A 24,455-nucleotide genomic window follows, 5' to 3' on the forward strand; every position below is an offset into this window, starting at 1 on the left:
ACCGGGTCCGGACACGACGCCCCGCATCGATCCGCTGCTGCACGCTTCGTCTGGCTCCCGAATCCCGGGCTGCCATCGAACACTGTGTTCTTGGCCTGAACGGTCAGGCACTCATACGTTTACGGTCATCTGAATGAAAACTTAACGTGCTTATTACTTTGTCACTGTTTTAATCCGCGGTTTTTATAACTGATGGGCATATAAAAATCCGGACCCGGGCGCCAGACGCAAAAAGCCGCGCCGACCCCGCAAACGCGGGATCGGGCGCGGCCCGGGATGACGCGGGGATCAGTTCAGCGACGGCGCGGAGTACCCGCCAAGCTGATGCGCCGGCACTTCGATCACTTCACCGGCATTGATCTTGAACACCGCGACCGCTTCGGCCAGGCGCTGCGCCTGTTCCTGCAGCGAGCCGGCGGCGGCCGCGGCCTCTTCCACCAGCGCCGCGTTCTGCTGCGTCACTTCGTCCATCTGCGACACCGCGCGGTTGACCTGGTCGATGCCGCTGGATTGTTCCTCGGACGCCGCCGAGATCTCGCCCATGATGTCCGTCACGCGCTTCACCGAGGCCACGATTTCCTGCATCGTCGCGCCGGCGCGTTCCACCTGCTGCGAACCCGCGCCCACCTTGGACACCGAATCCTCGATCAGGCCCTTGATTTCCTTGGCCGCTTGCGCGCTGCGCTGCGCCAGCGAGCGCACTTCGCCCGCCACCACCGCAAAGCCCTTGCCCTGCTCGCCCGCGCGCGCCGCTTCCACCGCGGCGTTCAGCGCCAGGATGTTGGTCTGGAACGCGATGCCGTCAATGACCGACACGATTTCCGAGATCTTGCGCGAGCTGGCCGAAATGCCTTCCATGGTGTGCACCACTTCCGACACCGCCGAACCGCCGCGCTCGGCCACGTCCGATGCGCTGGCGGCCAGTTGATTGGCCTGGCGCGCATTGTCCGCGTTCTGCTTCACGGTCGAGGCCAGTTCCTCCATGGAGGCAGCGGTCTCTTCCAGCGAAGCGGCCTGCTCTTCGGTGCGGCTGGACAGGTCGGTGTTGCCGGCGGAGATTTCGCGCGAGCCTACCGTGATTTCATCCACGCCGCGACGCACCGTCGACACGGTGCGGGTCAGGCTTTCCTGCATGCGCTTGAGCGCCGCAAAGAGCTGGCCGATTTCGTTATGCGACCGCACTTCCACGCGGCCCGTCAGGTCGCCCGCGGCGATCTTGTCGAAATGCTGGCCGGCTTCGACCAAGGGGCGCACCACCAGGCGGCCGAACAGGATGCGGGCAAGAATCATCAGCAGCAGCGCCAGCCCGACGGCAATGCCGACCGCCACCATGGCCAGGTTGAAGTTCGCTTCGGCCTGGTCGATCGTGGCGCGCTGCTGGTCGTTGATGTACTTGTCGAACTGGGCGATCGCCTCGATGAAGGCGGCGCTGCGCGGCGTGCCGTATTCGTTGTTCACCATGTAGAACGTCGAATAGTCTTCGCTGCGCAGGGCTTCCACCATCGTGTCCACGCCGTCATCGATGTACGAGCGGTAGCGGCGCACGAGGTTCATCGACAACTGGCGGCCAGTGTCGTCCTCGAGCATGTTCTTCTGGAAATCGGAGAAGCGGCTGCGCACGCCGGTCAGCAGATCCGTCGCGCCCTTGAGCGCCGCGGCCGCGTCGCGCGCCGAATTCTCGCCGCTGCCCCAGCCGGACTCCTGCAGGTGGCGCGCCGCCACCATCAAGCTCACGCGGGCGCGCAGCATGTCGCTGTTGATGATCTCGACCTGCTTGGCGCGCTCGGTCAGCGAATTGACCTCGCGGATCGATTGATAGTTGCTTTGCAGGAAGTAGGCCGCCAGGCCGCCCACCGCCGCGATCAGCAGTGCGAAGAACGCCATCACCCACAGCAGCATCGTGCCGACGCGGGCGTCGCGCAGCCTCAGTTTGCGCTTGACCTTGGGTGCGCGCGCGGCTTTTTTCTTGCCGGCCTTGCCGGGCTTTGCACCGGATTCGAGACTCGCTTCCATTTATTTCCCCATCCCTCAGGAACTGCTCTGACCAAATGAAAAACCACCCTGTGGACATGCCCTGTTACACAGGGTATGCACTCAGGGCGACGACCATCGGGCCTGAGGCCCGATGTCTTCTGCCGAACTGCAGGGCTATTTGCCCTGAGGCGCCAGACCGGCCGGTTCGCCCGGACCCGGAATGTAGATCGTTTGCACCTCGGGCTCTGTCGCCGGCCGAGCCCAGTCCTGAGTCATCTCAGGCGCGGGGGCCGGTCCCAGCAATTTCTGGCGTTCCCAAGGTTCCAGCAGAATGTTGGTGCTGTCGACGAGCCGCATCAGGCGGCCATCCGGGCCGAACTGCAGCAGCGCATCCTTGCGGCTGTAGAGGCCATCGTTGACAAAACTTATCTTGAAGGACCAGAGCGCCAGCAAGGTGCCGTCGCTCTGTTTGAATTGTTGGGCAGGCGGCGCGGTCAGCGCGCGCGCCGCTTCTTCCAGCGTGGTCTGCCCCGGCGTCAGGGTCGACAGCTTGCTCGGATCGAAGTTGTGACCCGTCGCCGCGCAGCCAGCGAGAAAGGCCGCAAACGCGGCCGCCGCCAGAAGATGTAGATAACCTCGCATACCCCTGCCTATATGCCGGCAATGCCGGCGTCAGAAAGATTCCCAATCGTCGTCCGAAGGCGCCTGGCGCCGGCTGGAGGCCGGTGCGGAAGCAGGCTTCGGATCGGGCTTGGCCGCGGGCCCCGGACGCGTCGCGGGCCGGCGCGGCGGACGCGCAGCCGTGGCGCCTGCGGCGGGTTCCGGCTTGGCGCGGGCCGAGTGCGTCAGGCGCACGGCCGCCGGCTTCGCGGCGGGCGCAGCGGGCTGCAGCTCGGCCTCGGCCTCGGGCGCCGGCGCGGCCACGCGGGCGGCGGGACGGTGCTGCTGCGCCAACTGGCGCGCCGGCACTTCGATCACTTCGCCCGCATTGATCTTGAACACCGACACGGCTTCGGCCAGGCGCTGCGCCTGTTCCTGCAGCGAGCCGGCGGCGGCCGCGGCCTCTTCCACCAGCGCCGCGTTCTGCTGCGTCACTTCGTCCATCTGCGACACCGCGCGGTTCACCTGGTCGATGCCGCTGGACTGCTCCTCGGACGCCGCCGAGATCTCGCCCATGATGTCCGTCACGCGCTTCACCGAGGCCACGATTTCCTGCATCGTCGCGCCCGCGCGTTCCACCTGTTGCGAACCCGCGCCCACCTTGGACACCGAATCCTCGATCAGGCCCTTGATCTCCTTGGCCGCTTGCGCGCTACGCTGCGCCAGCGAGCGCACTTCGCCCGCCACCACCGCAAAGCCCTTGCCCTGCTCGCCCGCGCGCGCCGCTTCCACCGCGGCGTTCAGCGCCAGGATGTTGGTCTGGAACGCGATGCCGTCGATGACCGACACGATTTCCGAGATCTTGCGCGAGCTGGCCGAAATGCCTTCCATGGTGGTGACCACTTCCGACACCGCCGAACCGCCGCGCTCGGCCACGTCCGACGCGCTGGCGGCCAATTGATTGGCCTGGCGCGCGTTGTCGGCGTTCTGCTTTACGGTCGAGGCCAGTTGCTCCATCGAAGCGGCGGTTTCTTCCAGCGAAGCAGCCTGCTCTTCGGTGCGGCTGGACAGGTCAGTGTTGCCGGCCGAGATCTCACGCGATCCGACGTTGATCTCGTCCACGCCCCGGCGCACCGCGCTCACGGTGCGCGCCAGGCTTTCCTGCATGCGCTTGACGGCGGCCATCAGCGCGCCGATTTCGTTGGTGGAATTGACGTCCACGCGCACGGTCAGGTCGCCGGCGGCGATCTTGTCGAAGCTCTCGCCCACGGCGCGCAGCGGACGCAGCACGACGCGGTTCATGAAGAGGAAAGCGCCCAGCGAGACCGCCAGGATCAGCACGGCCAACGCGATGTAGACATAGGCCATCACCGAGGCCTGGGTGCGGGCCGAGGCCACCAATTCCTGGCTGTACTTGTTGATGTTGTCCGCGAATTCGCCAAGCTGCTTGGAAAAGAGCCCGCTTGCGGCGCCCGTCTTGGTGTTCTTCAACGTCAGGTAGGTCGCCGAGTCGCCCTTGTCGAGCGCGGCCATCATGCTTTGCAGGGAATCGGCGAAGCCATTAAACGCAGCCAGCAGTTCGCCTTCCGAACGCTTGCCCAGGTCGGTCTGCTTCGGCGTGGCCTTGAACGCCTCCATCTTCGTCTTGGCGTCGGCGATGAGCTGCTGGACGATGCGCGAGTTCTCGGCGGCGCCGTTCGCATCGCCTGCGGCGCGCTGCGCGGCGGCGATGTCGGCACGAATGGTCGCGCGCAGCATCTGCGTATAGGAATCCTTGATCAGATTGCTCTGCTGGACGCTCAGAGAATCCAAAGCGTTGATCGCCCGCGTGTTGGACTGCATGCTGTTCCAACCGAGGACGATGGCAACGAGCGCGGCCAGAGCAACTGCCAATTGGGCAAGCATCAAGCCTGTGCGCACCTTCAGATTGCTAAACATTTCCGTAGTTCCGGTAGTCGTCCTGGCGGCGCTCCCCGCGCCGCCGGGCCGTAAAGGGGATGTTCTCTACTTCCTGTTCACTGCACTGGCGGAACGATCCGTCAGAAAGACTCCCAATCGTCATCCGAGGGCGGCGCACGGCGCGCGGCGGGCGCCTTGGGGGCCGCCGCGGCAACGTCCGCCGCATCGGTGGCGCGCGGGGCCGGCCGGCGCACGGGGCGCGCGGCGGTCGCGCCCGCCGGCTTGGGCCGGGCAACCTGCGTCAGACGAGGCGCGGCCTTGGGCGCCGGTTCGGGCTGCTCCGCCGGCTGGGCGGGCGCCTGCTCCGGCGCCGCCTGCGGCGCCGCCACGCGGGCGGCCGGACGGTGCTGCTGCGCCAACCGGCGCGCCGGCACGTCGATCACTTCGCCCGCATTGATCTTGAACACCGACACGGCTTCGGCCAGGCGCTGCGCCTGTTCCTGCAGCGAGCCGGCGGCGGCCGCGGCCTCTTCCACCAGCGCCGCGTTCTGCTGCGTCACTTCGTCCATCTGCGACACCGCGCGGTTCACCTGGTCGATGCCGCTGGACTGTTCCTCGGACGCCGCCGAGATCTCGCCCATGATGTCCGTCACGCGCTTCACCGACGCCACGATTTCCTGCATGGTGGAGCCCGCGCGTTCGACCTGCTGCGAACCCGCGCCCACCTTGGACACCGAATCCTCGATCAGGCCCTTGATTTCCTTGGCCGCTTGCGCGCTGCGCTGCGCCAGCGAGCGCACTTCGCCCGCCACCACCGCAAAGCCCTTGCCCTGCTCGCCCGCACGCGCCGCTTCCACCGCCGCGTTCAGCGCCAGGATGTTGGTCTGGAACGCGATGCCGTCGATGACCGACACGATTTCCGAGATCTTGCGCGAGCTGGCCGAGATGGCCTGCATGGTGCTGACCACTTCCGATACCGCCGAACCGCCGCGCTCGGCCACGTCCGACGCGCTGGCGGCCAGTTGATTGGCCTGGCGCGCGTTGTCGGCGTTCTGCTTGACGGTCGAGGCCAGCTCTTCCATCGAGGCAGCGGTCTCTTCCAGCGAGGCGGCCTGCTGCTCGGTGCGGCTGGACAGGTCCGTGTTGCCGGCCGAGATTTCACGCGCGCCCAGGTTGATCTCGTCCACGCCGCGGCGCACCGTCGACACGGTGCGGGTCAGGCTTTCCTGCATGCGCTTGATGGCGCCGAACAGGTGGCCGATTTCGTTGGTGCTGCGGACTTCGATGCGGCCGGTGAAATCGCCCGCCGAGATCTTCTCGAAATGGTCGCCGGCTTCGTGCAGCGGACGCAGCACGGTGCGGTTGATGAAGATCCAGCAGCCGACGGCCAGCACCAGCGCGATGGCCAGCATCACGATGGTGACGATGCGCGAGATGTCGTGATCGACCTGCGCCTGCGCGGCCAATTCGTTGGTGCGGGTGTCGATGAACTGCAGCACGTTGTTGACGGCTTCGCGGAACGCGGTGTTCGCGGCGCTGCCGGCGTCGTTCAGGTCCAGGTATTGCTGGATGGCAAGATTCTTCAGGGCGGAGGACTGGCGCTGGTAGATGTCGTCGAACTGCTTGTAGGCCGCGTCGAGCTTCTGCACCAGGTCTTCCGAGCCGGCCATGCGCGGGGCATTGCGGAATTCATTCAGCGTCTTCACGCCTTCGGCCATCAGCGCATCGGCGCGTTGCGCCTGCGAGGTGGACTGCTCGGTCTTGCCCTGCTGCATGTCCATCAGCGACGTTGCAAGCAGCAGACGGCCGCGCAGGAAGATGCTGTAGGCGCGCTGGAGCTGCGTCGCCTGGTCGGAATAGGCGGCGTTGATCTGTCCCAGCTTGTCATTGCTGGAATTCAATCCCATCCACGCCACGCCGTTCGAAATGAACATGGCGCCCGAGAAGAGCAACAGCACCAGGATGATACAGGTGCGAACTTTCAAATTACCAAGCATGAAATATCCGAGCGTTGAGCAACGAAAAACGACACTACCTACCCAATACGCACCACGGACGCCCCGGTCTTTGGCCGGCAGCGTCCGAAAGGTGCGCCACGCGCAGCGCCATGAACCGGCGCGGCGCCGAAACTTATCGCATCACTTGCGGCTGAACAGGCTGGACCCCTGGATCGTCATGAACGCGGCCGAGGCCGCCTGCAAGGCCACCTGCCGCAGCGCGAGCTGGCTGGCGCCGGCGTAGTAGTCCAGGTCTTCCAGGTCCGACAGCGACTTCGAGTACGACAGGCCCTTCTGCGTGCCCGTGGCGTCCAGCGCCTCCAGTTCGTTCAGGCGCGCGCCCACCGAGGCGCCGACCGTCAGGACGTTGTCGTAGTTCGAGGCCAGCTTCTTGTTGGCGGTGGCCAGTTCATTGTTCAGGCGAGCCAGCGCCTTCTCGTCGCCCGCGATGGGCGAGTCGAGCACCTTGATCAGGCTGTCCAGCGTGGCGAACATGTCCAGGTCGGCCGACTGGATGTTTTCGACGTCGATCACGTCGCCATTCTGCGGCGTGCCCTTGACCACCACGGCGACGCCGCCGAAGTCGATGCTGGTGCCCGGCGTGTACGCCGTCGGACCGGCCGGCGGCGCGGGGCTGATCACCGGCGGGACGGGCGGGGTCGCATTCGGTTCCGTCGTGATGACGCGGTAACCCATGTTGCCCGTCGCGGGATCGGATTCGAACTGCAGGCTGAAATTCTTGCCGATGTTGGCGCTGTTCGGCGTGACCGACACGGTGCCGAACTCGGCGGTGCCGGCGTTGGCCGGCGATGCGGTGGCGACATACGCCTGCGAACCCGGGTTGGCGCGATTGAAGATGTCGCTGCCCAGGTCGCTGGTGGAGAGCTGGCGCGACTGGTCGACCTGCACCGTGCGTTCGCCGGTGGCGCCGCTATAGACGATCTTGCCGGTGGCGTCCTGGGCGTACGGCACGACGCTGCCCTCGTAACCCGAGAACAGGTATTGGCCGTTGCCGTCCGTGCTGTTGGCCAGGCCAAGCAGCGCGTCGCGGGCGCTCTTGAGCGCCGTCGACAACGCCTGGCGGTCGCTGTCGGCGAAGGTGCCGTTGCCGGCCTGCACGACGCGCGTACGCACATCCTGCAATGCGGTCGTGATCGAGTCCAGGACGTTGGCTTCCTGCCCGAGGTTGGTCTTGGCCGTGTTGCGGTTCAGTCCATACGTCGAGTTCATGCTCTGCGTCTGCGCGACGCCGATCGACAGCGACGCCGACAGCGGATCGTCCGCCGGGCTCAGGAACTTGCGGCCGCTGCCGACCTGCTCAACCAGGCGATTCATGTCGGATTCCTGGGCGAGCACGCCGCTCAGGCCGTTCGTGTACATCATCGTGGTGCTCAGACGCATGGTGCAGCTCCGAAATGCTTTCTAGTATTCACAATCAACGTTCTGATCAGCCGCGCAGGCCCAACAGCGTGTCAAAAATGGTGCTCGCCACATCGATGATGCGGGCGCTGGCCTGGTATTGCTCCTGGTAGAGCGACAGGCTCACGTACTCTTCGTTCAGGTTGACGCCCGACACCGCCTGCTGCGCCGCCGTGGTCTGCTTGATCAGGTTGACCTGCGCGGTGGCGGCGGTCTTGATCTGCTGCGTCTGCACGCCGACCGTGTTCACGACTTGCGCGAACATGTCGTTGATGCTCATGGTGCCGTGTCCCAGCAGCTTGGTGTTCTGCAGTTGGGCCAGCTTCAGCGCGTTCTTGCCGTTGGCGTCGCCGCCCTCCGCGTCGGCCGCGGCGACCTTGTCCGGATCCGTGATCACGACTTCGATGTCGCGGGCGGCGTCGCGCGTGGGCGACAGCGACCACTTGTCGCCGGCCTGGGGCGGCGCGTTGATCGTCAGCGTCACGCCCATCTCGTTTTCGAGGTTCAGCGTGGCGGTGGGCGGCGTGCCCGTGGCCGGGCCGTTGTAGACCTGCGCGCCTTCCGGCAAGCGCACGACCTGGTAATTGGCGCCGTCGAACGAGATCTCGTAGTCCTTGGCGTTGATGTTCGCCAGGTTGGTGAATTCACCGGAGATCTGCGCGTTGCTCTTGTTCTGCGTGTTCGGCACGCCCTGGGGCGAGCCGATGCTGAAGAAATCCGTGCCCGGATTGCCGCTCTGGTCCAGGCCCTGGTTGTGCTGTTCGTTGAACGACAGCGCCAGGCCGACGGCCATCTGGCCGAGCTGGTTCTGCATGACGTCCAGGGACGACGCGCGGAACTGCAGCAGGCCGCCCAGCTTGCCGCCGGTAACGTCGGCGTCCTTCATCTCGACCGCGACGGTCTTGCCCGTGCCCGCCGGCAGCGTGTAGGCCAGGACGGTGCGGCCCGCGTCGGACGACGACGGCACGGCCTGCAGCGGATAGATGGAGTTGCCCGAGAGCAGCGACTGGCCGCCCTTGGTAAGCGAAATGCTGATCTTGTCGCCCTGCTCGTAGGTCGTGACGCCGATGAGCTGGTTCAGTTCCATGACGGCCTGGTCGCGCTGGTCGAGCAGGTCGTTCGGGGGGCTGCCGCCGGCCTTGCCGGACGCCAGCGAAATCTGCTGGTTCAGGTCGTCGATGCGGGTCAGGTAGCTGTTGACCTGGTCCACCGTCGTGGAGATCTGGGAATTCAGGCCTTCGCGCTGGTTCTGCATCTCCTGGTAGGCCGAGCGGATCTGGGTCGTCAGGCTGTTGGCCTGGCCGATCAGGTCGGCGCGCGCCGCGGGATCCGCGGGCTTGCTGGCCACCGTGTTCATGCTGGTGAAGAAATTGGTCAGGCCCGGGGCGATGCCCACGGTGCGGTCCGAGAACAGGTTGTTGATCTGCGAGACCTGGTCGAGCTGGGCCTGGAGCTGGGCGCCGCTGCCCTGCGCGCCGACGAGCTGCTTGTACAGGAAGCTGTCGTAGCTGCGTTCGACGGTATCGACCTGGACGCCGCGGCCAATGTAGCCGTTGGTCGTCGCCTGGGCGCCCGCGGTGGAGGTCATCACGCGCTGGCGGTTGTAGCCGACCGTGGTGGCATTGTTGATGTTATGACCGGTCGTGGCCAGGCCCGCCTGCGCCACGTTCAACCCGCCCAACGCCGTTTTGTACAAATTCATGCTGACAATGCCCCGTATGTAACCGCAGCTGTTATCTCTGGATACTCCATTTACGGCAGGAGCTCAGCCAAATTTAGAGTCCTTCCAGCATCCGCCGTGAATTTTCCACGCTGGATGCGGCGCCCCGGAGCTGCCCCATGATGCCGATCAGCTTCTGGGCGTAGCGCGGGTCCGTCGCGTAGCCGGCATCCTGGATCCGCCGGGCCGCCTCGATCTCGTTGCGGGCCGTCGTCACGCTTTCGTAGCGCGGACTGTTGCCGATCAGGCGGGCGTAATCGGCGAACGATTCCTCGTAGGAGGAGTACGCACGGAACGGGTGGGTCACCTTCTTGGCGACGCCATCCTCGTATTCCGTGGTCAGCACGTTGACGACCTTGCCCTTCCAGCTTGCGCCGGCCTTGATCCCGAAGAGGTTGAAGCTGGTGCTGCCGTCCTCGTGCTTGATTTCGCGCTTGCCCCAGCCGGATTCCAGGGCCGCCTGGCCCATGATGAGACGGGCCGGCACGCCGCTTTGCTGCGACGCCAGATTGGCCGCGCGCGACATCCGGGACACGAAGTCCACCACATGATCGGGCGCCCCTTCCGCCGCGGCCAACGCACGGTCGGCGGGACGGTTGTTGCGCATCACGTTCAGCAGCGCCGACACCTCGCGCGAACCGCCCGTGCGGAAATCCAGGTCGCCGCCCTGGCCGATGCTCTTGATGGCCTCGTCCGACATCTCGCCGGGCTTGCCCTGCTGCATCTGCGCCAGGATTGCCTGCGACAGCCCGATCCCCGGCGAGGCGAGGTGCAGCGCAAGCTGCTCGTCCGCCATGGACTGCAGCATCTGGGTCTGCTGGGAATCGAACAGGCCTTCCTTGGGCGTGGCCTCGCGCATGCGCTTGAGCATCATCTGCAGGAACAGGGCCTCAAACTGCTTGGCCACCTGCTTCTGCTGCTCGGTCCCGGCGGGGTCCTGCTTGACGTCCCGCTTCAGGTCCGACAGGCGGCCCATGTCGAAGACCGAATCCTGCCGGGCGCTGCCGCTGGCCGCATCGTGGGTATATGCCATGGCCGTCAGATGATTTCCAGTTCGGCGCGCAGGGCGCCCGCGCTCTTCATCGCCTGCAGGATGGCCAGCAGGTCCTGCGGCGTGGCGCCCAGGGCGTTCAGGCCCTTGACCACGTCAGCCAGGTTGGCGCTGGTGCTGACGCGCTGCAGCGAGCCGTTGTCCTGGCGCACCTCGATCTGGGTGTTGGGCACCACCACCGTCTGCCCTTGCGTGAACGGCGTGTCCGGTTGGACGACCTCGTTCTGGCGGTTGATGATGACGGACAGGTTGCCGTGCGCCACCGCGGCCTCTTCGATCATGACCGTGCGGTTCATGACGACCGAGCCCGTGCGCGCATTGATGATGACCTTGGCGACGGTGGGCGCGCGGGTGACCTGCAGGTCCTCGACCTGCGACAGGAAGCGGGCCTGCGAAGCCTGCTCCATGGGCGTGCGGACCTGGATGACGCGGCCATCCAACGCCGTGGCCGTGCCCTGCCCGAAGCGGCGGTTCAAGGCCGTGGCCACGTTCTGCGCCGTGCCGAAATCGGTGTTGTTCAGTTCGACGTGAATGTAGCCGTCGCGCGAGAACGTGGTGGGCACGCCGCGTTCGACGATGGCGCCCGCGCTGATGCGGCCGCCGTTCAACTGGTTGATCTGCACGCTGGAGCCGCCGGACGACGCGCCCGCGCCGCCCACCAGGATATTGCCCTGCGCGATGGCGTAGACCTGGCTGTCCGCGCCCTTGAGCGGCGTCATCAGCAGCGTGCCGCCGCGCAGGCTCTTGGCGTTGCCCATGGAGGACACCACCACGTCCAGCGTCTGGCCCGGCCGCGCGAACGCCGGCAGGGTCGTCGTGACCATGACGGCCGCCACGTTCTTCAGCTGCATGTTGCTGCCGGCGGGCACGGTGATGCCCAGCTGCGACAGCATGTTGGTCAGACTCTGCTGGGTGAAGGGTGTCTGGCGCACCTGGTCGCCGCTGCCGTCCAGGCCCACGACCAGACCGTAGCCGATGAGCTGGTTGCCCCGGACGCCCTGGATGCTGGCCAGATCCTTGAGCCGATCGGCGTGCGCCGCGCCGGCGCCCGCGGCCAGCCCGACGGCGACGCACACCCGCGCCAACAGGGACAGCAATGCGGATATCGGAGTCGGTTGTTTCATGATTTAGAACGGCGAAGCGATCAGGAAGAAGCGTTGCAGCCAGCCCATGGTCTGGACTTCGTCCATGACGCCCTTGCTGCGGTACTCGATGCGGGCGTCGGCCACCTGGGTGGACGAGACAGTATTCGTGCCCGTGATGGAGCGCGGGTCCACCACCCCGGCAAAGCGCACGTATTCGCTGCCGCGGTTGATGGCGATCTGCTTTTCGCCGGCGATCTGCAGGTTGCCGTTGGACATCACGCCGACCACCGTGGTGGTGATGGTGCCGGTAAAGGCGTTGTTGGCCGTGCTGTCGCCCCTGCCCTGCAACACGTTGGCGCCCGCGGCTTCGGTGTTCAGGTTGGCGTTGGCCCAGCTGTCCATGAACGAAGGCGCCGCGGCAATGCCCAGGCTGGCCGAGCCGCTGCGGTTGGTGTTCGTCGCCACGTTCTTGGACGCATTGGTGCGCTCGTTCAGGACGATGGTGACGATGTCGCCGACGTTGCGCGGCCGGCGGTCTTCGAACAGGGGGTAATTGCCGTAAGTCGTGGGCTGGTAGATGGAGCCCGTGGGCTGCGCCAGCGGCATGGGCGGCGGCGGCGGCGCCGCCGTCGTCGGCCCGGTCACGATGGGCTCGGGCGGAATCATGGCGCAACCAGCCGCCAGCAGGGCCAGCGCGGACGCAAATACCAGGCGCAGGACAGACATGAGCATCACAGTTGGGTCAGGCGGGCCAGCATTTCATCCGACGTCTTGACGGCCTTGCTGTTCATTTCGTAGGCGCGCTGCGTGGTGATCATGTTGACCAGTTCTTCGGCCACGTTGACGTTGGACGTCTCGACGTAGTTCTGCATGATCGAGCCCGCGCCGTCCACACCCGGCTGCAGCAGGTTGGCCGGACCCGACGAGTCGGTTTCCAGGTACAGGTTTTCGCCGACGCTCTGCAGGCCGGTCGGGTTGATGAACGTGGCGATCTGCAACTGGCCGATCTGCACGTTCACGCCGGCGGCGCCCGGCTGGGTCACCGACACCATGCCGTCGCTGCCGATGGTGATGGACAGGGCGTTGTCCGGCACGTTGATCGGCGGCTGGATGACGTAGCCGCTGACCGTGACGAGCTGGCCGTTCTGGTCGCGCTGCAGCGCGCCGTCGCGCGTGTAGGCCTGCGTGCCGTCGGGCAGTTCGACCTGCAGGAAGCCGCGGCCGTTGATGGCGACGTCCATTTCGCTGCCGGTGTTGTTCAGGTTGCCGGTCGTGTGGATGCGCTCGGTGGCGGCCACGCGCGCGCCGGTGCCCAGTTGCAGGCCGGACGGCAGCTGGGTGGCGTCGCCCACCTGGGCGCCCGGCTGGCGCAGGGTCTGGTACATCAGGTCCTGGAACACCGCGCGGCCGCGCTTGAAGCCGTTGGTGGAGACGTTGGCCAGGTTATTGGAAATCACGTCCATGGAGGTCTGCTGACCTTCCAGGCCCGTCTTGGCGATCCACAGCGAACGCATCATGATGAAGTACTCCGGTGCCGCGGCTCGGCCGCGAGCGAAATGTTATTTAAATCAGGCGCTTACCGACAGGATGCCGTTGGCGCGTTCCGCGTTGCGGTCCGACTGCTGGATCACCTGCATCTGTTGCTCGAAGCGGCGGGCGTTTTCGATCATGCCCACCATCGACGCCATGGGATTGGTGTTGCTGCCTTCCAGCACGCCCGACAGCAGGCGCAGGCCGGGGTCGGCCGGCAGCGGCGGCGCGGGCTGGCCGTTGACCGGCGCCATGCGGAAGACGCCGTCATCGCCGTGCACGAGCTGGGCGTTGTCGGGATTGACGAGCTTGAGCCGGCCCAGGTTCAGGATGTTGTTCGGCGGGTCGCCCGCGCCGATGGCCGTGATGGTGCCATCCGACGTGATCGTCAGCGAAGCCTGGTCGGGCACGTCGATGGGGCCGCCCTGGTCCGACATGACGGGCTGGCCCAGCGAGGTCTGCAGGAGGCCGTTGATGCCGACCTGCAGGCTGCCGGCGCGCGTGTAGGCTTCGCCCTGCGGGGTCTGCACGGCGATCCAGCCATTTTCGCTGGCCAGCGCCACGTCCAGGTCGCGGCCCGTGGTCTGCATGGTGCCCATCTGAAAGCTGTGGCCGGGCGTGGACGCCACCGTCGACACACGCGTAGGCAGGCTCACCCCGTCCGTCACGGGAACCGAGCGGTACAACGCGATCTGCTCGCGAAAGCCCGCCGTGTTCACGTTGGCCATATTGTTGGAGAGCGCGGCCTGGTGCTCCGTGATCCGCGCTGCGCCATTCATGGCGGTGTAGATGATTCGATCCATTGCCTATTCCGTCGGTGTCGTCGGTGTCGTCACAAGCCCAGCGGGCATTACTTCAGGTTCATCAGGACTTGCATGATTTCGTCCTGGGTCTTGATGGTCTGCGAGTTGGCCTGGTAGGTGCGCTGGGCGATGATCATGTTGACCAGCTCCTTGCTCATGTCCACGTTGGACGCTTCGGTCGCCTGGCCGACCACCGTCGACATGCTGTTGGTGCCGGGCTGGCCCAGGATCGGCTGGCCGGAAGCCGCCGTTTCCTTCCAGGCGTTGTTGCCCACGGGCTGCAGGCCCTGCAGGTTGGAGAAGTCGGCCAGCACGAGCGTGCCGACGACCTGGGTTTCACCGTTGGTGTAGCTGGCGACCAGGCTGCCGTCGCTGCTGATGTTGATGCCGCTGAATTCGCCGGAGGTGTAGCCGTCGGGCTTGGCAACCAGCTTGTAGTTGCTGCCGTACTGGGTCGTGCCGGTGTAGTTGATCGCGACGTTCAGCGGATCGGCCGGGGTGGCGGTGCCGCCGGGCTGGGCGAAGGTCAGGTTGACCACCGGTGCGCTGGTCAGCGTGCCGGCGTTGTTGAACGTGAACTGCTGGGGGTTGCCCCAGACGCCGCCCGCCTCGGTCGTGGGCGCCATGGCCTGGCCGTCCATCGTGTAGTACACGTCGTAAACGCTGGTGCCGCCGACGGCCGGACGCTTGACGAAGTACTGCATGACCTGGTGCGAATTGCCCAGGGAGTCGAACACCGTCATGGGCGAGGCGTTCGTGTAGGTGTCGGAGAGCTTGGGGTCGAAGGGCCGGCCGAGTTCGGTGACGGCGGCGGTGTAGTCGACGTAGCCGGCAACCTGGGTAAGGTCGCCCGCCGTCACGGCGCCAGTTCCGTCAACCGAGATGACATTGGGCGCCGTGCCGTAGTCGCCGGCGGGCGGCGCGTTGACCCACACGATATTGCCCACGGCGTCGCGCGTGAACTCATAGGTGTCGGCGGGCAGCGGCGGCGTCGTGCCGGTCATCGTCACGGAACCGTTGACGGCAGGCGAGGTCACCGTATCCGTCAGGTAGATGACCTTGGCGTTCGCGTCCAGGTTGGCCACGGTCGTGGCGCTGGTGGTGGCCAGGGGCGCCACGTTGGCCGTGGGCAGCTGCAGTTCCACCGGGTTCGCGCCGACGGCGCCGGGCGGGTAGCCGGTCAGGCGGTAGCCTTGGGCGTTGACGATGAAGTTGTTCTTGTCGACGAGGAACTCGCCGTTGCGCGTATACATGACCGCGCCGGCCTGGTCCGTCACGCGGAACATGCCCTTGGCGCCGTCGATGGCGATGTCGTATTCGCCGCCGCCGCCCGTCACGGAGCCGACCGTGAAGCGCTGGTTGATCGCCGAGACCTTGACGCCCAGGCCCACGCGCGAGCTGGCGTAGACGTCAGCGAACGAAGCGGTCGCCGACTTGAAGCCGACGGTGCCGGAGTTGGCAATGTTGTTGCCGATGACGTCCAGGTTCTGCGCAGCGGCGTTCAAGCCGCTCAATCCTTGTCCGAAGCCCATGTTTACTCTCGCTAATCGCTAATTCTTTAGTGGAAAAGCCGCCGCCCGTGCGCCGGCACCGATTCATATCCGCCTGATTCAGGCGCCGACCACCTTGCGCACGTCCAGCATGCTGGTCTGGCCGTCCAGGCCCAGGTCCAGACGCAGGCCGTTGGTGGAGTACGCCACGCTCTTGACCATGCCGTAGCTCAACACTTCCGAATTGACCTTCGTGCCCTCGGCGTCGGTCGCCAGCACGGACACGTTGTACGCGCCCGCCTCCAGCGCCACGCCGGCGTCGTTCTTGCCGTCCCATTCCAGCGTGTACACGCCGGTCTTCTGCTCGCCCAGCTCGATGGTGCGCACGACGGCGCCATTCGAATCCGAGATGCGAACCTGCACCTTGGTGGCGTCGCCCTGCAGGTCCAGGCCGTATGGCGTGACCACGCGGTCCGCCGGATTGGCGCTGTCGACGCCGACCTTGACCTTGGTGCCCGGGATCAGGACGCCCTTGCCGATCATCGACACGGCATTCATCGACTGGGATACGTCGATCTGCCCGCTGATGGCCAGCATGGTGTTCTTGAGATTGGTGATGCCTTCCACCGTGGAGATCTGCGCCAGCTGCGACGTCAGTTCCGCGTTCTGCATCGGGTTCAACGGATCCTGGTTCTGGAGCTGCGTGACCAGCAGCTTCAGGAACTGGTCCTGCAGGCCCTGCGCGGTGCTGGTGCTGGCGGCGCCGGTTTGCGCCAGGCCCATGGCCGTGGTGCTCGTGGATTGATCGACGGTGGTCATGGATACGCTCTGGCTGGAAATTAGGATTGACCGATGGTCAGGGTTTTCTGCATCAACGCCTTGGCGGTGTTCAACACCTCGACGTTGGCCTGGTAGGACCGCGATGCCGCGATCATGTTGACCGTTTCGGCCACGGGGTCGACGTTGGGCATGCTGACGTAGCCCTGGGCGTCGGCCATGGGATGCTTGGGGTCGTAGACCTGCTTGAGCGGCGACTGGTCCTGGACCACGCCGGCCACGCGCACGCCGCCGATTTCCTGCCCGAGCGCCTGGCCCGCGGCGGGGTTGACCTGGAATATGACCTGACGGGCGCGATACGGCTGGCCGTCCGGCCCCACCACGCTGTCGGCGTTGGCCATGTTGCTGGCCGCCACGTTCATGCGCTGCGACTGCGCGCTCAGCGCCGAACCGGCGATATCGAAAATGCTCAACAAGGACATTGCCTGTCGCTCCTGTTAAAGATCAATCCTGGATGGCCGTCTGCAGGCCCCGGATGCGGCTGGAGATCAGTTGCATCGTGCTCTGGTAATGCAGGGTGTTGTCGGCGAACTGCACGCGCTCGATGTCCATGTCCACCGTGTTGCCGTCCATGCTGGGCTGGTACGGTAGGCGGTACAGCAGGTCCGTCGGCCCCTGCGACACGGCCTTGGCCGGAATGTGGCGCGCGGACGTCAGCGTGAGCGACGTATCGGGCAGGCGCTTGGACCCTTCAAGGGCGTTCTGCATCGCCGCCTTGAAGTCGATGTCGCGCGCCTTGTAATGCGGCGTATCGGCGTTGGCGATGTTTGAGGACAGCACCTCCTGGCGCTGGGCGCGCAGTCCCAGTGCAGTCTGGTAGAACCGGAAATCTTCGTTGAGCCTGTCGAGCATCGTGACGCCTTCAATACGTTGCTTTGGGTCCGCACGGGGCCTGTCCAGCACACCGTTATCCCATTGGATGACGGCATGATAGGGGCCGGACCCTGAACACAATCAGCCAAATAACCCGTCATTTCTCATCCAATTCACGTATTGCCGAACGCCGCCCACTTCTACAATTCATCCATCATGAAAATCTCCGCAAGACTCCTACACGCGCGCGCCTGCCTTGCCGCCCTGCTGCTGGCCACGGCGGCCGCCGCCCAGGCGCAGGACGCGTCGGCCGCCCAGGCGCCCGAAGCAGTCGTCATTGCGGCGCAGACCTATCTGCAGGAACAGCTGGCCTCCCTGCCCGGCGAAGCGGCCATCGCCATCGACCCGCCGCGCACCGACCGCCTGACGCCCTGCGAGACCTTGTCCCCATTTCTTCCGTCGGGCATGCGGCTGCGCTCCCGGATGACCGTGGGCGTGCGCTGCAACGCGCCCAAGCCCTGGACCGCCTATGTGCAGGCGACGGTCAGCGTGTCCGGCCACTACTACGTGGCCTCGCGGCTGATCGCCAAGGGCCAGGCCCTGACGCCCGCGGACCTGGACGCGCGCGAAGGCGACCTGATCACCCTGCCCCCCGGCGCCATCACCGACCCGCAGGCGGTCGCCGGGATGACGGCCGCGTTCCGGATCAACGCCGGCCAGCCCATCCGCAGTTCATCGTTGCGCAACGCCCAGTCGGTAATGCGCGGCACCAACGTGCGCATCAACGCGCGAGGCAACGGTTTCATGGTCAGCAGCGAAGGCGAGGCCCTGGACAATGCGGCGCCCGGCGCCGTCGTCCAGGTGCGCACCGCAGGCGGTCAAGTGGTCAGCGGCATCGTCCGCAACGCCACCCTGGTGGAAGTACAGCTATAGATAATGTTACAAATCGCGTTTGCGACGGGTGTGCGTATACCCTAAAGTTCCTTCGGCCCTTGTCGTTACAGAGACATAAGTAGGCGGATCCGTCGCAAACCGACCCAGGACGCCCTGCGGAGAAAACCTTGAAAATCAATTCGACCACTAACCGGCCCCTGTCGGCCGACGCCGTCGGTGCCCGCGCCGAGACCGCGGTTAGCCAGGCCTATGGCGCCAGCAGCGCCACGGGCTCGAGCAGCTCGCAAGTGGCGCTGAGCTCGGCATCGCGCAAGATGCTGGCCCTGCAAGACGGCTCGAACGACATCAACGTCGAACGCGTCGCGGCCATCCGTGCCGCCATCGCGTCCGGGCAGCTCAAGATCGACACCGGCCGCATCGCCGACAGCCTGATCGCCAGCGCCCGCGACCTGCTGAAGTAATTCTTTCACCTTCTGTATTGAGCAGCCCGTCATGAGCCTTGTCGATGCCCTGCAATCCTGCATGAAGCAGGAAGACGCCCTGATCACCGAATTTTCCTCGATCCTCGAGGAAGAAACCGAGGTCCTGGTCGGACAGGGCAGCGTCGAGGCGCTGAACCTCATCACGGAGCGCAAGCGCGGCGTCGCCCAGCAACTGGTCGACCTGAGCCAGACGCGCGACAACCTGCTCAGCGAGATCGGCCTGCCCGCCGGCCATGCCGGCACCGAACAGGCGGCGGTGCAGTATCCGCAGCTTTCCGGCGTGTGGCAGGCCCTGTTGACCAAATCGGCCTCGGCCAGCGAAATCAACCTGCGCAATGGCGCGCTCATCGACGTGCACCTGCGCTATACCCAGCAGTCGCTGGACGCCCTGCGCAACGTCGGCGTCGGCAGCGCGTCGACCTATGACGCCCAGGGCCGCGGCGCCCGCAGCGCGCCGGGGCGCAAGCCCATCGTGGCGGGCTGACGCCTTCCTGTCCTGATAAAAAAAGCGGCGTGCATGGCACGCCGCTTTTTTTTCCCGATGGCGCGCGGGCGCCGGGTCGGTTACGCCCCGCCCGTCATCTCCAGCAGCGCGAACATCTTGAGCAGCGCCACCGGCAGCATCTTGCCCGACAGCTTGCGCTCGGATCCGACGCCGACGATGCCCGACAACGGGCCGCGCACGACCTCCGCGGCCGGGGAATGGGCGAGCTGCCAGCACGCCGCGCCGAGCTGCCCCGCCATCAGCGACTGGCGCGCCAGCGTATGGGCGCCATCGACCGCCGGCAACGCCTGCCAGGCGTTGGCCATGTAGCGGAAGGCCGCCTTGGCCTCGTCCTGAAGGACCAGCCAGCGCGCAATCGTGGCGGCGTCGGCCTGCGACGCGGGCAGATTCGTGGCGCCGAACAACTGGCCCGCCACCTCGCCGCTGACCGTGTCGATCAGGCGCGCGCAGACCAGGCGCACGCTGGCGCCCTGCCCCTTGGCCGGCAGCACGACTTCGGTACCGGACGCCCACAGCGCCAACGGCACGGTCTTGCCGTCGCGCACCAGGCGCAGGCCCGGCATGTCGCCCGGCTGGCCCACCGGCAGGTAACCCACGCTCTTGCCGACCGCGTTCAGGTTGGTGGGGCATTCGTCCTGGGATACGCGCAGGCCGCCGGGGCAGCGCGCCACCCACGACACGCCCTGATCGCTGAACGACTGCCACAGCGCGGCCGTGCCCGCCTCGAGCATATGGACCAGCGGCAGCGACGGCAGGCGTTCGCCCAGCCAGCGCACGCGCGCCGCCAGCGCCGCGGCCGGGTCCGGCTGCGCCGGGGCCGCGGGCGCGAAGGACGTCAGCATTCCGTGCGGCAGCACGAGCTGCTGCGCCGGCGCGGCCAGCGCCGCGCCGCGGTCGCTCATCAGGACCGCGCCCAGCAGCGTGCCGCCGGGCAAGCCCTCGCCCTTCATGGCGGTCTTGCCGTGCATCACGAGCAGATTGCGGCTGCAGGCCGCCGAGAACTCGCGGCGCGCCATTGCCAGCGGCTCGTCGCCCAGCGCGGCCAGGCTCGCGCCCGCGCCGTCGCCAACATACTCGCGCCAGGCGGTGCGCGCCTGCAGGCAGGCCGCATCGTTGTCCAGCCAGGCAATGGTGTCGTCCAGGCGCTGCGCGGCGGCGATCGACGCCGCCCCGCCCTGCTGCGGCAGGATGGCCGAGGCCAGCAACTGCCGGCGGCGCACGGGATCCACGGCGTCGGGCTCGCGCGACGAGGACACCAGTGATGCCAAGTCGGCTTCGCTGGGGGTGTACAGCGCGCGGGCGCGTTCCACCATCGAGAACGCGCGGTCGATCAGCACGTCCGCGCGGGCCAGCTCCATGTGTTCGGGCACCTTCTGCCCGACCGACATGTAATGGATCGGCAAGCGGTGGCGGATGGCGGTGTCCAGGGCCGCGCCCAGGCGGGTGGCCTCGTCCAGCTTGGTGATGATGCAGCCGGCCACGTCCTCGCCCACGCCGTTGCGGTAGGCGTGCGCCACCTCGTCCAGGGTGTCGCCCTGGCTCGCGGCATTCAGCACCAGCAGCCGGCGCACGGGCTTGCCCGCGTTGCACAGCATGGAGGCCTGCTCGGCCACCAGGCGGTCGCGCTGGCTGATGCCGGTGGTGTCGATCAGCACGATCTTGCGGTTGCCCAGCTCGGCCAGGATGCGGCGCAGTTCGCCCGCGTCGCGCACCGAATGCGCGGGCACGCCCATCAGGCGGCCATAGATCTGCAATTGTTCCAGCGCGCCGATCCGGAACAGGTCGGTCGTCAGCATCGCGACCTGTTCGCGCCCTTCGCGGGCGACGCAGCGGGCCGCCAGCTTGGCCAGCGTGGTGGTCTTGCCCACCCCGGTCGGGCCGACCAGCGCATACACGCCGCCGGCCAGGAATTCATCTTCGGACCGCAGCACGGGCAGGTGCGTCACCAGCTCGTTGCGCGCCCAGCTCAGCGCGGCCTCGGCGCCCAGGCCTTGCGGCAGGCGTTCGACCAGCGTGCGGACCAGCTTCGTGCTGAAGCCCGCGTCCAGCAGGCTGCGGAACAACGCCGCGCCAGCCGGTTCGCGGCCCGGCCCCTGGCGGCCGCCCCACAGCAGGCCATCCATGCGGCTTTCGAGCGCGCCGCGCAAGGCGCTGATCGCGTCCTGCAGGCCGGCGGCCGTATCGCCGGGCAGACTGGCGGGGGGGGTGCCGTGCGGCGGGCGGACCGGCGCGTCCGGCGTGCGCGCCATGGCGGGCGGCGCGGGCGGTTGCGTAGGGACGGCGGGCACGTCAGGCGCGCGCATGGCCGGCGCCGCCGGCGCGGCGTAGTGGCGGGATTCCTGGTAGGCGGTGGCGGGCGCGGCGGCCATGTGGGCCGAGGGCACAGCGGCCATGTGGGCCGCCGGCGCGGCCGATGTGGCCATGTGCACGGACGGCGCGGCGGCCGCGGCCATGCGGGCGACAGGCGCCGACGCGGGCGCAAGCGCGGGAAGTTCGACCCGCACCGCGGCGCCCGGCATCGGCGTCGCTGGAGCGGATGCCGCGGCCGGCGCGGCCGGGGCGCGATTCGCCGCCAAGGCGACGGGGTCCGTCACGGACGGGGCCGGCTGCGATACGGAAGGGGCCGGTTGCGATACGGACGCGGCCGGTTGCGACGCGGACGGCACAGGCTGCGATACGGGCGTCGCAAACGACGCCGGCGCCGTCGACGGTTCGTCCGCCGGCAGGGCCGACGCGGCGTAAGCGGATTGATACGCGGCGATAGACCGCGACGGCGCCGCGTAACCGGCCGCCGGCATCGCGGCGGGGGGCTGGAACGACGGCATTGCCGCAGGCGCGGCGAGCGGACGCTCGGCCCCGGCCGGCGCGGCAAACGGCGAACTCGCGGGCTGGCGTTCCTGGTGCGGATGCGGGTAGGACGGCTGCGCGTAACCCGGCTGCGGCTGGGGCTGCGAGGTGTGCGGCTGCGAGGTGTGCGGCTGCGGGGCGTGCGGCTGCGGGGTGTGCGGCTGCGGGATGTTAGCCAGCTGCGCCAGGCCCAGCCGCGCCTGACCCTGCGACTCCTGCGGCGGCGTCTGCGCGGGCGCGTCGTCGAACGCGCCATCGACGGTGGCCAGCACCTCGATGCCGCCCTCGACGCTGCGGTTCGACACGATCAACGCGTCCGGTCCCAGGGCCTCGCGCACCTGGCGCATCACGTCACGGGTGTTTGCCCCGTAAAAGCGGCTGATCTTCATTGCCCGTTGCTCCCGCCGATCAGCGCCGTCACGCGGACGATGCGCTCATCGGGAATTTCCGTGTTCGACAAGACGCCAAGCTGCGGCAGATGATGCCGCAGGAAGCGCGACAGCGGCGCGCGCAAGACCGGCGACACCAGCAGCACCGGCGCATTGCCTTGCGATTCCTGCTTTTCGACCGCCAGTTGCGCCTCGCGCAGCAGCGTGTCGGCCAGGCCGGGCTCCAGGCCCCCGCTGGTCGTCATGGCCTGCGACAGCACGCGTTCGAGCTTCACATCCAGGCCGATGACCCGCAGTTCCCCTTCGCCGGGGAACCACTGCTGCGTGATGGCCCGGCCCAGCGCGCGGCGGGTCAGCGCGATCAGCTCGTTGATGTCGGGCTGGCCGCCCGAGCCGGCCGCCAGCGCCGCCAGGCGCGGACCATGCTCGGAAAGCGTGTCGATGATGGTGCGCATGTCGCGGATGGGCACCTCTTCCGACAGCAGGCCCTGCAGCACCTTCTGCAGCGCGGTGAGCGACAGCGTCTTGGGCACCAGGTCCTCCACCAGCTTGGGCGCATCGCGGCCGATGCGGTCCAGCAGTTGCTGCACTTCCTGGCGGCCCAGCAGGTTCGAGCCGTGGCGGTGCATCAAGTGGTTCAAGTGCGTGGCCACGACCGTGCCGGCATCCACCACGGTGTAACCCGCCACCTGGGCCTGATCCCGCAGCGAGCCGTCGATCCACAGCGCGGGCAGGCCGAAGGCCGGATCGGTGGTGGGCGTGCCCTTGATCTGCATCGTCACGCCGCCCGGATCGATGGCCAGCCACTGGCCCGGCATGGCGACGCCGTTGCCGACCTCGACGCCGGACAGCAGGATGCGGTAATCGTTCGGCTTGAGCTCCAGGTTGTCGCGGATGTGCACCACGGGCGGCAGGAAGCCCACGTCCTGCGCGAACTTCTTGCGCAGGCTGCGGATGCGGTGCAGCAGTTCGCCGTTCTGGGCGTGGTCGACCAGGGGAATCAGGCGGTAGCCGACCTCCAGGCCCAACTGGTCCACCATGGATACGTCTTCCCAACTGGCCTCGGCGGCGGCGGCTTGCGCCTGAGTGATCGCCTGCGGCGGCACCTCCTCGGCCGCCACGGCCGCGGCCAGCGCGCGCTTGCGCAGCATCCAGCCGCCCCAGCCCAGCGCGCCGGCCAGCGTCAGGAACGCGACGTGCGGCATGTTGGGGATCAGGCCCATGATGCCGATGATGCCGGCGGTCAGGAACAGGACGCTGGGGTTGGAGAAAAGCTGGCTGATGATCTGCTGGCCGATGTCCTGGTCCGTGGACACGCGCGACACGACCACGCCGGCGGCGGTGGAGATCACCAGCGCCGGGATTTGCGCGACCAGGCCGTCGCCGATGGTCAGCAGCGTGTAGACGCGCGCCGAGTCGCCCATCGACATGTCATGCTGGGCCACGCCCACGATCAGGCCGCCGATGATGTTGATCGCCATGATGAGCAGGCCGGCGATGGCGTCGCCGCGCACGAACTTGCTGGCGCCGTCCATCGAGCCGAAGAAGTCCGATTCCTGCGAGACCTCCGAGCGGCGCTTGCGCGCCTCGTCCTCGCCGATCAGGCCGGCGTTCAGGTCGGCGTCGATCGCCATCTGCTTGCCGGGCATGGCGTCCAGGGTGAAGCGCGCGCCGACTTCCGCGATACGGCCCGCACCCTTGGTGATGACGATGAAGTTGATGATGGTCAGGATGATGAAGACGATGATCCCGACGGTGAAGTTGCCCCCCACCAGGAAGTGCCCGAAAGCCTCGATCACCTTGCCCGCGGCGTCCGGACCCGTGTGCCCGTTCAGCAGCACGACGCGCGTGGACGCCACGTTCAGCGACAGGCGCAGCAAGGTGGCAAACAGCAGCACGGCCGGGAACGCGGCAAAATCCAGCGGCTTGCGCGTGAACATGGCCACCAGCAGGATCATCACGGACAACGCAATGTTGAAGGTGAACAGCAGGTCCAGCAGGAACGTGGGCAGGGGCAGCACCATCATGCCCAGCACCATCACGATCAGGATGGGACCCGCCAGCAGCCGCGCATGCGCGGCGCCGTTACTCTTGAACATGGTGAGCAGTGCGCTCATTCC

General features: G+C 67.0%; 20 protein-coding genes. 3 read left to right on the forward strand and 17 right to left on the reverse strand.

Annotated elements, in window-relative coordinates; translation table 11 throughout:
• Positions 1-288 precede the first annotated feature (288 nt).
• From BXA00_RS26465 to flgB, 15 genes are all read right to left on the reverse strand, one after another.
• Positions 289-2,013, reverse strand: a complete 1,725-nt coding sequence (locus tag BXA00_RS26465; RefSeq protein WP_076521335.1) for a methyl-accepting chemotaxis protein — start codon at positions 2,011-2,013, stop codon at positions 289-291.
• A 135-nt stretch (positions 2,014-2,148) separates the two neighbouring features.
• On the reverse strand, positions 2,149-2,616 hold the full coding sequence (locus tag BXA00_RS26470) for a hypothetical protein (RefSeq protein ID WP_076521336.1): 468 nt from the start codon (positions 2,614-2,616) through the stop codon (positions 2,149-2,151).
• 30 nt (positions 2,617-2,646) lie between these two features.
• Complete coding sequence (locus BXA00_RS26475) at positions 2,647-4,512, reverse strand: methyl-accepting chemotaxis protein (protein WP_076521337.1); 1,866 nt, start codon at positions 4,510-4,512, stop codon at positions 2,647-2,649.
• Between the two features lie 101 nt (positions 4,513-4,613).
• The gene (locus tag BXA00_RS26480; protein WP_076521338.1) at positions 4,614-6,470 is read right to left on the reverse strand and encodes a methyl-accepting chemotaxis protein; all 1,857 of its coding nucleotides are present in this window, start codon (positions 6,468-6,470) and stop codon (positions 4,614-4,616) included.
• A 141-nt stretch (positions 6,471-6,611) separates the two neighbouring features.
• Positions 6,612-7,871, reverse strand: a complete 1,260-nt coding sequence (gene flgL / locus BXA00_RS26485; protein ID WP_076521339.1) for a flagellar hook-associated protein FlgL — start codon at positions 7,869-7,871, stop codon at positions 6,612-6,614.
• Positions 7,872-7,917: 46 nt separating this feature from the next.
• A complete protein-coding gene (gene flgK, locus BXA00_RS26490; RefSeq protein WP_076521340.1) occupies positions 7,918-9,591 on the reverse strand; it encodes a flagellar hook-associated protein FlgK in 1,674 nt (557 codons plus the stop codon).
• 73 nt (positions 9,592-9,664) lie between these two features.
• The gene (gene flgJ, locus BXA00_RS26495; protein WP_076521341.1) at positions 9,665-10,642 is read right to left on the reverse strand and encodes a flagellar assembly peptidoglycan hydrolase FlgJ; all 978 of its coding nucleotides are present in this window, start codon (positions 10,640-10,642) and stop codon (positions 9,665-9,667) included.
• A 5-nt stretch (positions 10,643-10,647) separates the two neighbouring features.
• Complete coding sequence (locus tag BXA00_RS26500) at positions 10,648-11,784, reverse strand: flagellar basal body P-ring protein FlgI (RefSeq protein WP_076521342.1); 1,137 nt, start codon at positions 11,782-11,784, stop codon at positions 10,648-10,650.
• A 3-nt stretch (positions 11,785-11,787) separates the two neighbouring features.
• The gene (locus BXA00_RS26505; RefSeq protein ID WP_076521343.1) at positions 11,788-12,477 is read right to left on the reverse strand and encodes a flagellar basal body L-ring protein FlgH; all 690 of its coding nucleotides are present in this window, start codon (positions 12,475-12,477) and stop codon (positions 11,788-11,790) included.
• Complete coding sequence (gene flgG / locus BXA00_RS26510; RefSeq protein WP_076521344.1) at positions 12,477-13,262, reverse strand: flagellar basal-body rod protein FlgG; 786 nt, start codon at positions 13,260-13,262, stop codon at positions 12,477-12,479. The genes BXA00_RS26505 and flgG overlap by 1 nt, the downstream gene beginning before the upstream one ends.
• A 51-nt stretch (positions 13,263-13,313) precedes the next feature.
• Complete coding sequence (locus BXA00_RS26515) at positions 13,314-14,078, reverse strand: flagellar basal body rod protein FlgF (RefSeq protein WP_076521345.1); 765 nt, start codon at positions 14,076-14,078, stop codon at positions 13,314-13,316.
• A 47-nt stretch (positions 14,079-14,125) separates the two neighbouring features.
• On the reverse strand, positions 14,126-15,610 hold the full coding sequence (locus BXA00_RS26520) for a flagellar hook-basal body complex protein (protein WP_076521346.1): 1,485 nt from the start codon (positions 15,608-15,610) through the stop codon (positions 14,126-14,128).
• A gap of 78 nt (positions 15,611-15,688) precedes the next feature.
• Entirely contained in the window at positions 15,689-16,387 is a 699-nt protein-coding gene (locus tag BXA00_RS26525; RefSeq protein WP_076521347.1) for a flagellar hook capping FlgD N-terminal domain-containing protein, read from the reverse strand.
• Between the two features lie 20 nt (positions 16,388-16,407).
• The gene (gene flgC / locus BXA00_RS26530) at positions 16,408-16,827 is read right to left on the reverse strand and encodes a flagellar basal body rod protein FlgC (RefSeq protein ID WP_076521348.1); all 420 of its coding nucleotides are present in this window, start codon (positions 16,825-16,827) and stop codon (positions 16,408-16,410) included.
• A 22-nt stretch (positions 16,828-16,849) separates the two neighbouring features.
• Entirely contained in the window at positions 16,850-17,257 is a 408-nt protein-coding gene (gene flgB, locus BXA00_RS26535) for a flagellar basal body rod protein FlgB (RefSeq protein ID WP_076521349.1), read from the reverse strand.
• Between the two features lie 177 nt (positions 17,258-17,434).
• On the opposite strand from flgB, the gene flgA reads away from it, so the two are divergent.
• From flgA to BXA00_RS26550, 3 genes are all read left to right on the forward strand, one after another.
• The gene (gene flgA, locus BXA00_RS26540; RefSeq protein WP_076522137.1) at positions 17,435-18,151 is read left to right on the forward strand and encodes a flagellar basal body P-ring formation chaperone FlgA; all 717 of its coding nucleotides are present in this window, start codon (positions 17,435-17,437) and stop codon (positions 18,149-18,151) included.
• A gap of 128 nt (positions 18,152-18,279) precedes the next feature.
• Complete coding sequence (flgM, locus tag BXA00_RS26545; protein WP_076521350.1) at positions 18,280-18,573, forward strand: flagellar biosynthesis anti-sigma factor FlgM; 294 nt, start codon at positions 18,280-18,282, stop codon at positions 18,571-18,573.
• A gap of 31 nt (positions 18,574-18,604) precedes the next feature.
• Positions 18,605-19,078, forward strand: coding sequence for a flagella synthesis protein FlgN (locus BXA00_RS26550; protein WP_076521351.1), 474 nt, complete (start codon positions 18,605-18,607; stop codon positions 19,076-19,078).
• 80 nt (positions 19,079-19,158) lie between these two features.
• Here the strand turns inward: BXA00_RS26550 and flhF are convergent, their stop codons facing one another.
• Both flhF and flhA read right to left on the reverse strand, forming a co-directional pair.
• The gene (gene flhF, locus BXA00_RS26555; RefSeq protein ID WP_076521352.1) at positions 19,159-22,335 is read right to left on the reverse strand and encodes a flagellar biosynthesis protein FlhF; all 3,177 of its coding nucleotides are present in this window, start codon (positions 22,333-22,335) and stop codon (positions 19,159-19,161) included.
• Positions 22,332-24,452: a flagellar biosynthesis protein FlhA gene (flhA, locus tag BXA00_RS26560; RefSeq protein WP_076521353.1), complete on the reverse strand. Its 2,121-nt coding sequence runs from the start codon at positions 24,450-24,452 to the stop codon at positions 22,332-22,334. The genes flhF and flhA overlap by 4 nt, the downstream gene beginning before the upstream one ends.
• Positions 24,453-24,455: the final 3 nt, after the last annotated feature.

It is taken from the genome of Achromobacter sp. MFA1 R4, assembly GCF_900156745.1.
Lineage (GTDB): Bacteria > Pseudomonadota > Gammaproteobacteria > Burkholderiales > Burkholderiaceae_B > Achromobacter.

Bases quoted from the DNA above. Each gene is read 5' to 3' on its own strand.
- flgG (WP_076521344.1), bottom strand. From the start codon at position 13,262: ATGATGCGTTCGCTGTGGATCGCCAAGACGGGCCTGGAAGGTCAGCAG.
- BXA00_RS26550 (WP_076521351.1), top strand. From the start codon at position 18,605: ATGAGCCTTGTCGATGCCCTGCAATCCTGCATGAAGCAGGAAGACGCC.
- BXA00_RS26480 (WP_076521338.1), bottom strand. From the start codon at position 6,470: ATGCTTGGTAATTTGAAAGTTCGCACCTGTATCATCCTGGTGCTGTTG.
- BXA00_RS26505 (WP_076521343.1), bottom strand. From the start codon at position 12,477: ATGCTCATGTCTGTCCTGCGCCTGGTATTTGCGTCCGCGCTGGCCCTG.
- flhF (WP_076521352.1), bottom strand. From the start codon at position 22,335: ATGAAGATCAGCCGCTTTTACGGGGCAAACACCCGTGACGTGATGCGC.
- BXA00_RS26470 (WP_076521336.1), bottom strand. From the start codon at position 2,616: ATGCGAGGTTATCTACATCTTCTGGCGGCGGCCGCGTTTGCGGCCTTT.
- BXA00_RS26465 (WP_076521335.1), bottom strand. From the start codon at position 2,013: ATGGAAGCGAGTCTCGAATCCGGTGCAAAGCCCGGCAAGGCCGGCAAG.
- flgK (WP_076521340.1), bottom strand. From the start codon at position 9,591: ATGAATTTGTACAAAACGGCGTTGGGCGGGTTGAACGTGGCGCAGGCG.
- flgJ (WP_076521341.1), bottom strand. From the start codon at position 10,642: ATGGCATATACCCACGATGCGGCCAGCGGCAGCGCCCGGCAGGATTCG.
- flgB (WP_076521349.1), bottom strand. From the start codon at position 17,257: ATGCTCGACAGGCTCAACGAAGATTTCCGGTTCTACCAGACTGCACTG.
- BXA00_RS26520 (WP_076521346.1), bottom strand. From the start codon at position 15,610: ATGGGCTTCGGACAAGGATTGAGCGGCTTGAACGCCGCTGCGCAGAAC.
- flgA (WP_076522137.1), top strand. From the start codon at position 17,435: ATGAAAATCTCCGCAAGACTCCTACACGCGCGCGCCTGCCTTGCCGCC.
- flhA (WP_076521353.1), bottom strand. From the start codon at position 24,452: ATGAGCGCACTGCTCACCATGTTCAAGAGTAACGGCGCCGCGCATGCG.
- BXA00_RS26515 (WP_076521345.1), bottom strand. From the start codon at position 14,078: ATGGATCGAATCATCTACACCGCCATGAATGGCGCAGCGCGGATCACG.
- BXA00_RS26500 (WP_076521342.1), bottom strand. From the start codon at position 11,784: ATGAAACAACCGACTCCGATATCCGCATTGCTGTCCCTGTTGGCGCGG.
- BXA00_RS26525 (WP_076521347.1), bottom strand. From the start codon at position 16,387: ATGACCACCGTCGATCAATCCACGAGCACCACGGCCATGGGCCTGGCG.
- flgC (WP_076521348.1), bottom strand. From the start codon at position 16,827: ATGTCCTTGTTGAGCATTTTCGATATCGCCGGTTCGGCGCTGAGCGCG.
- BXA00_RS26475 (WP_076521337.1), bottom strand. From the start codon at position 4,512: ATGTTTAGCAATCTGAAGGTGCGCACAGGCTTGATGCTTGCCCAATTG.
- flgL (WP_076521339.1), bottom strand. From the start codon at position 7,871: ATGCGTCTGAGCACCACGATGATGTACACGAACGGCCTGAGCGGCGTG.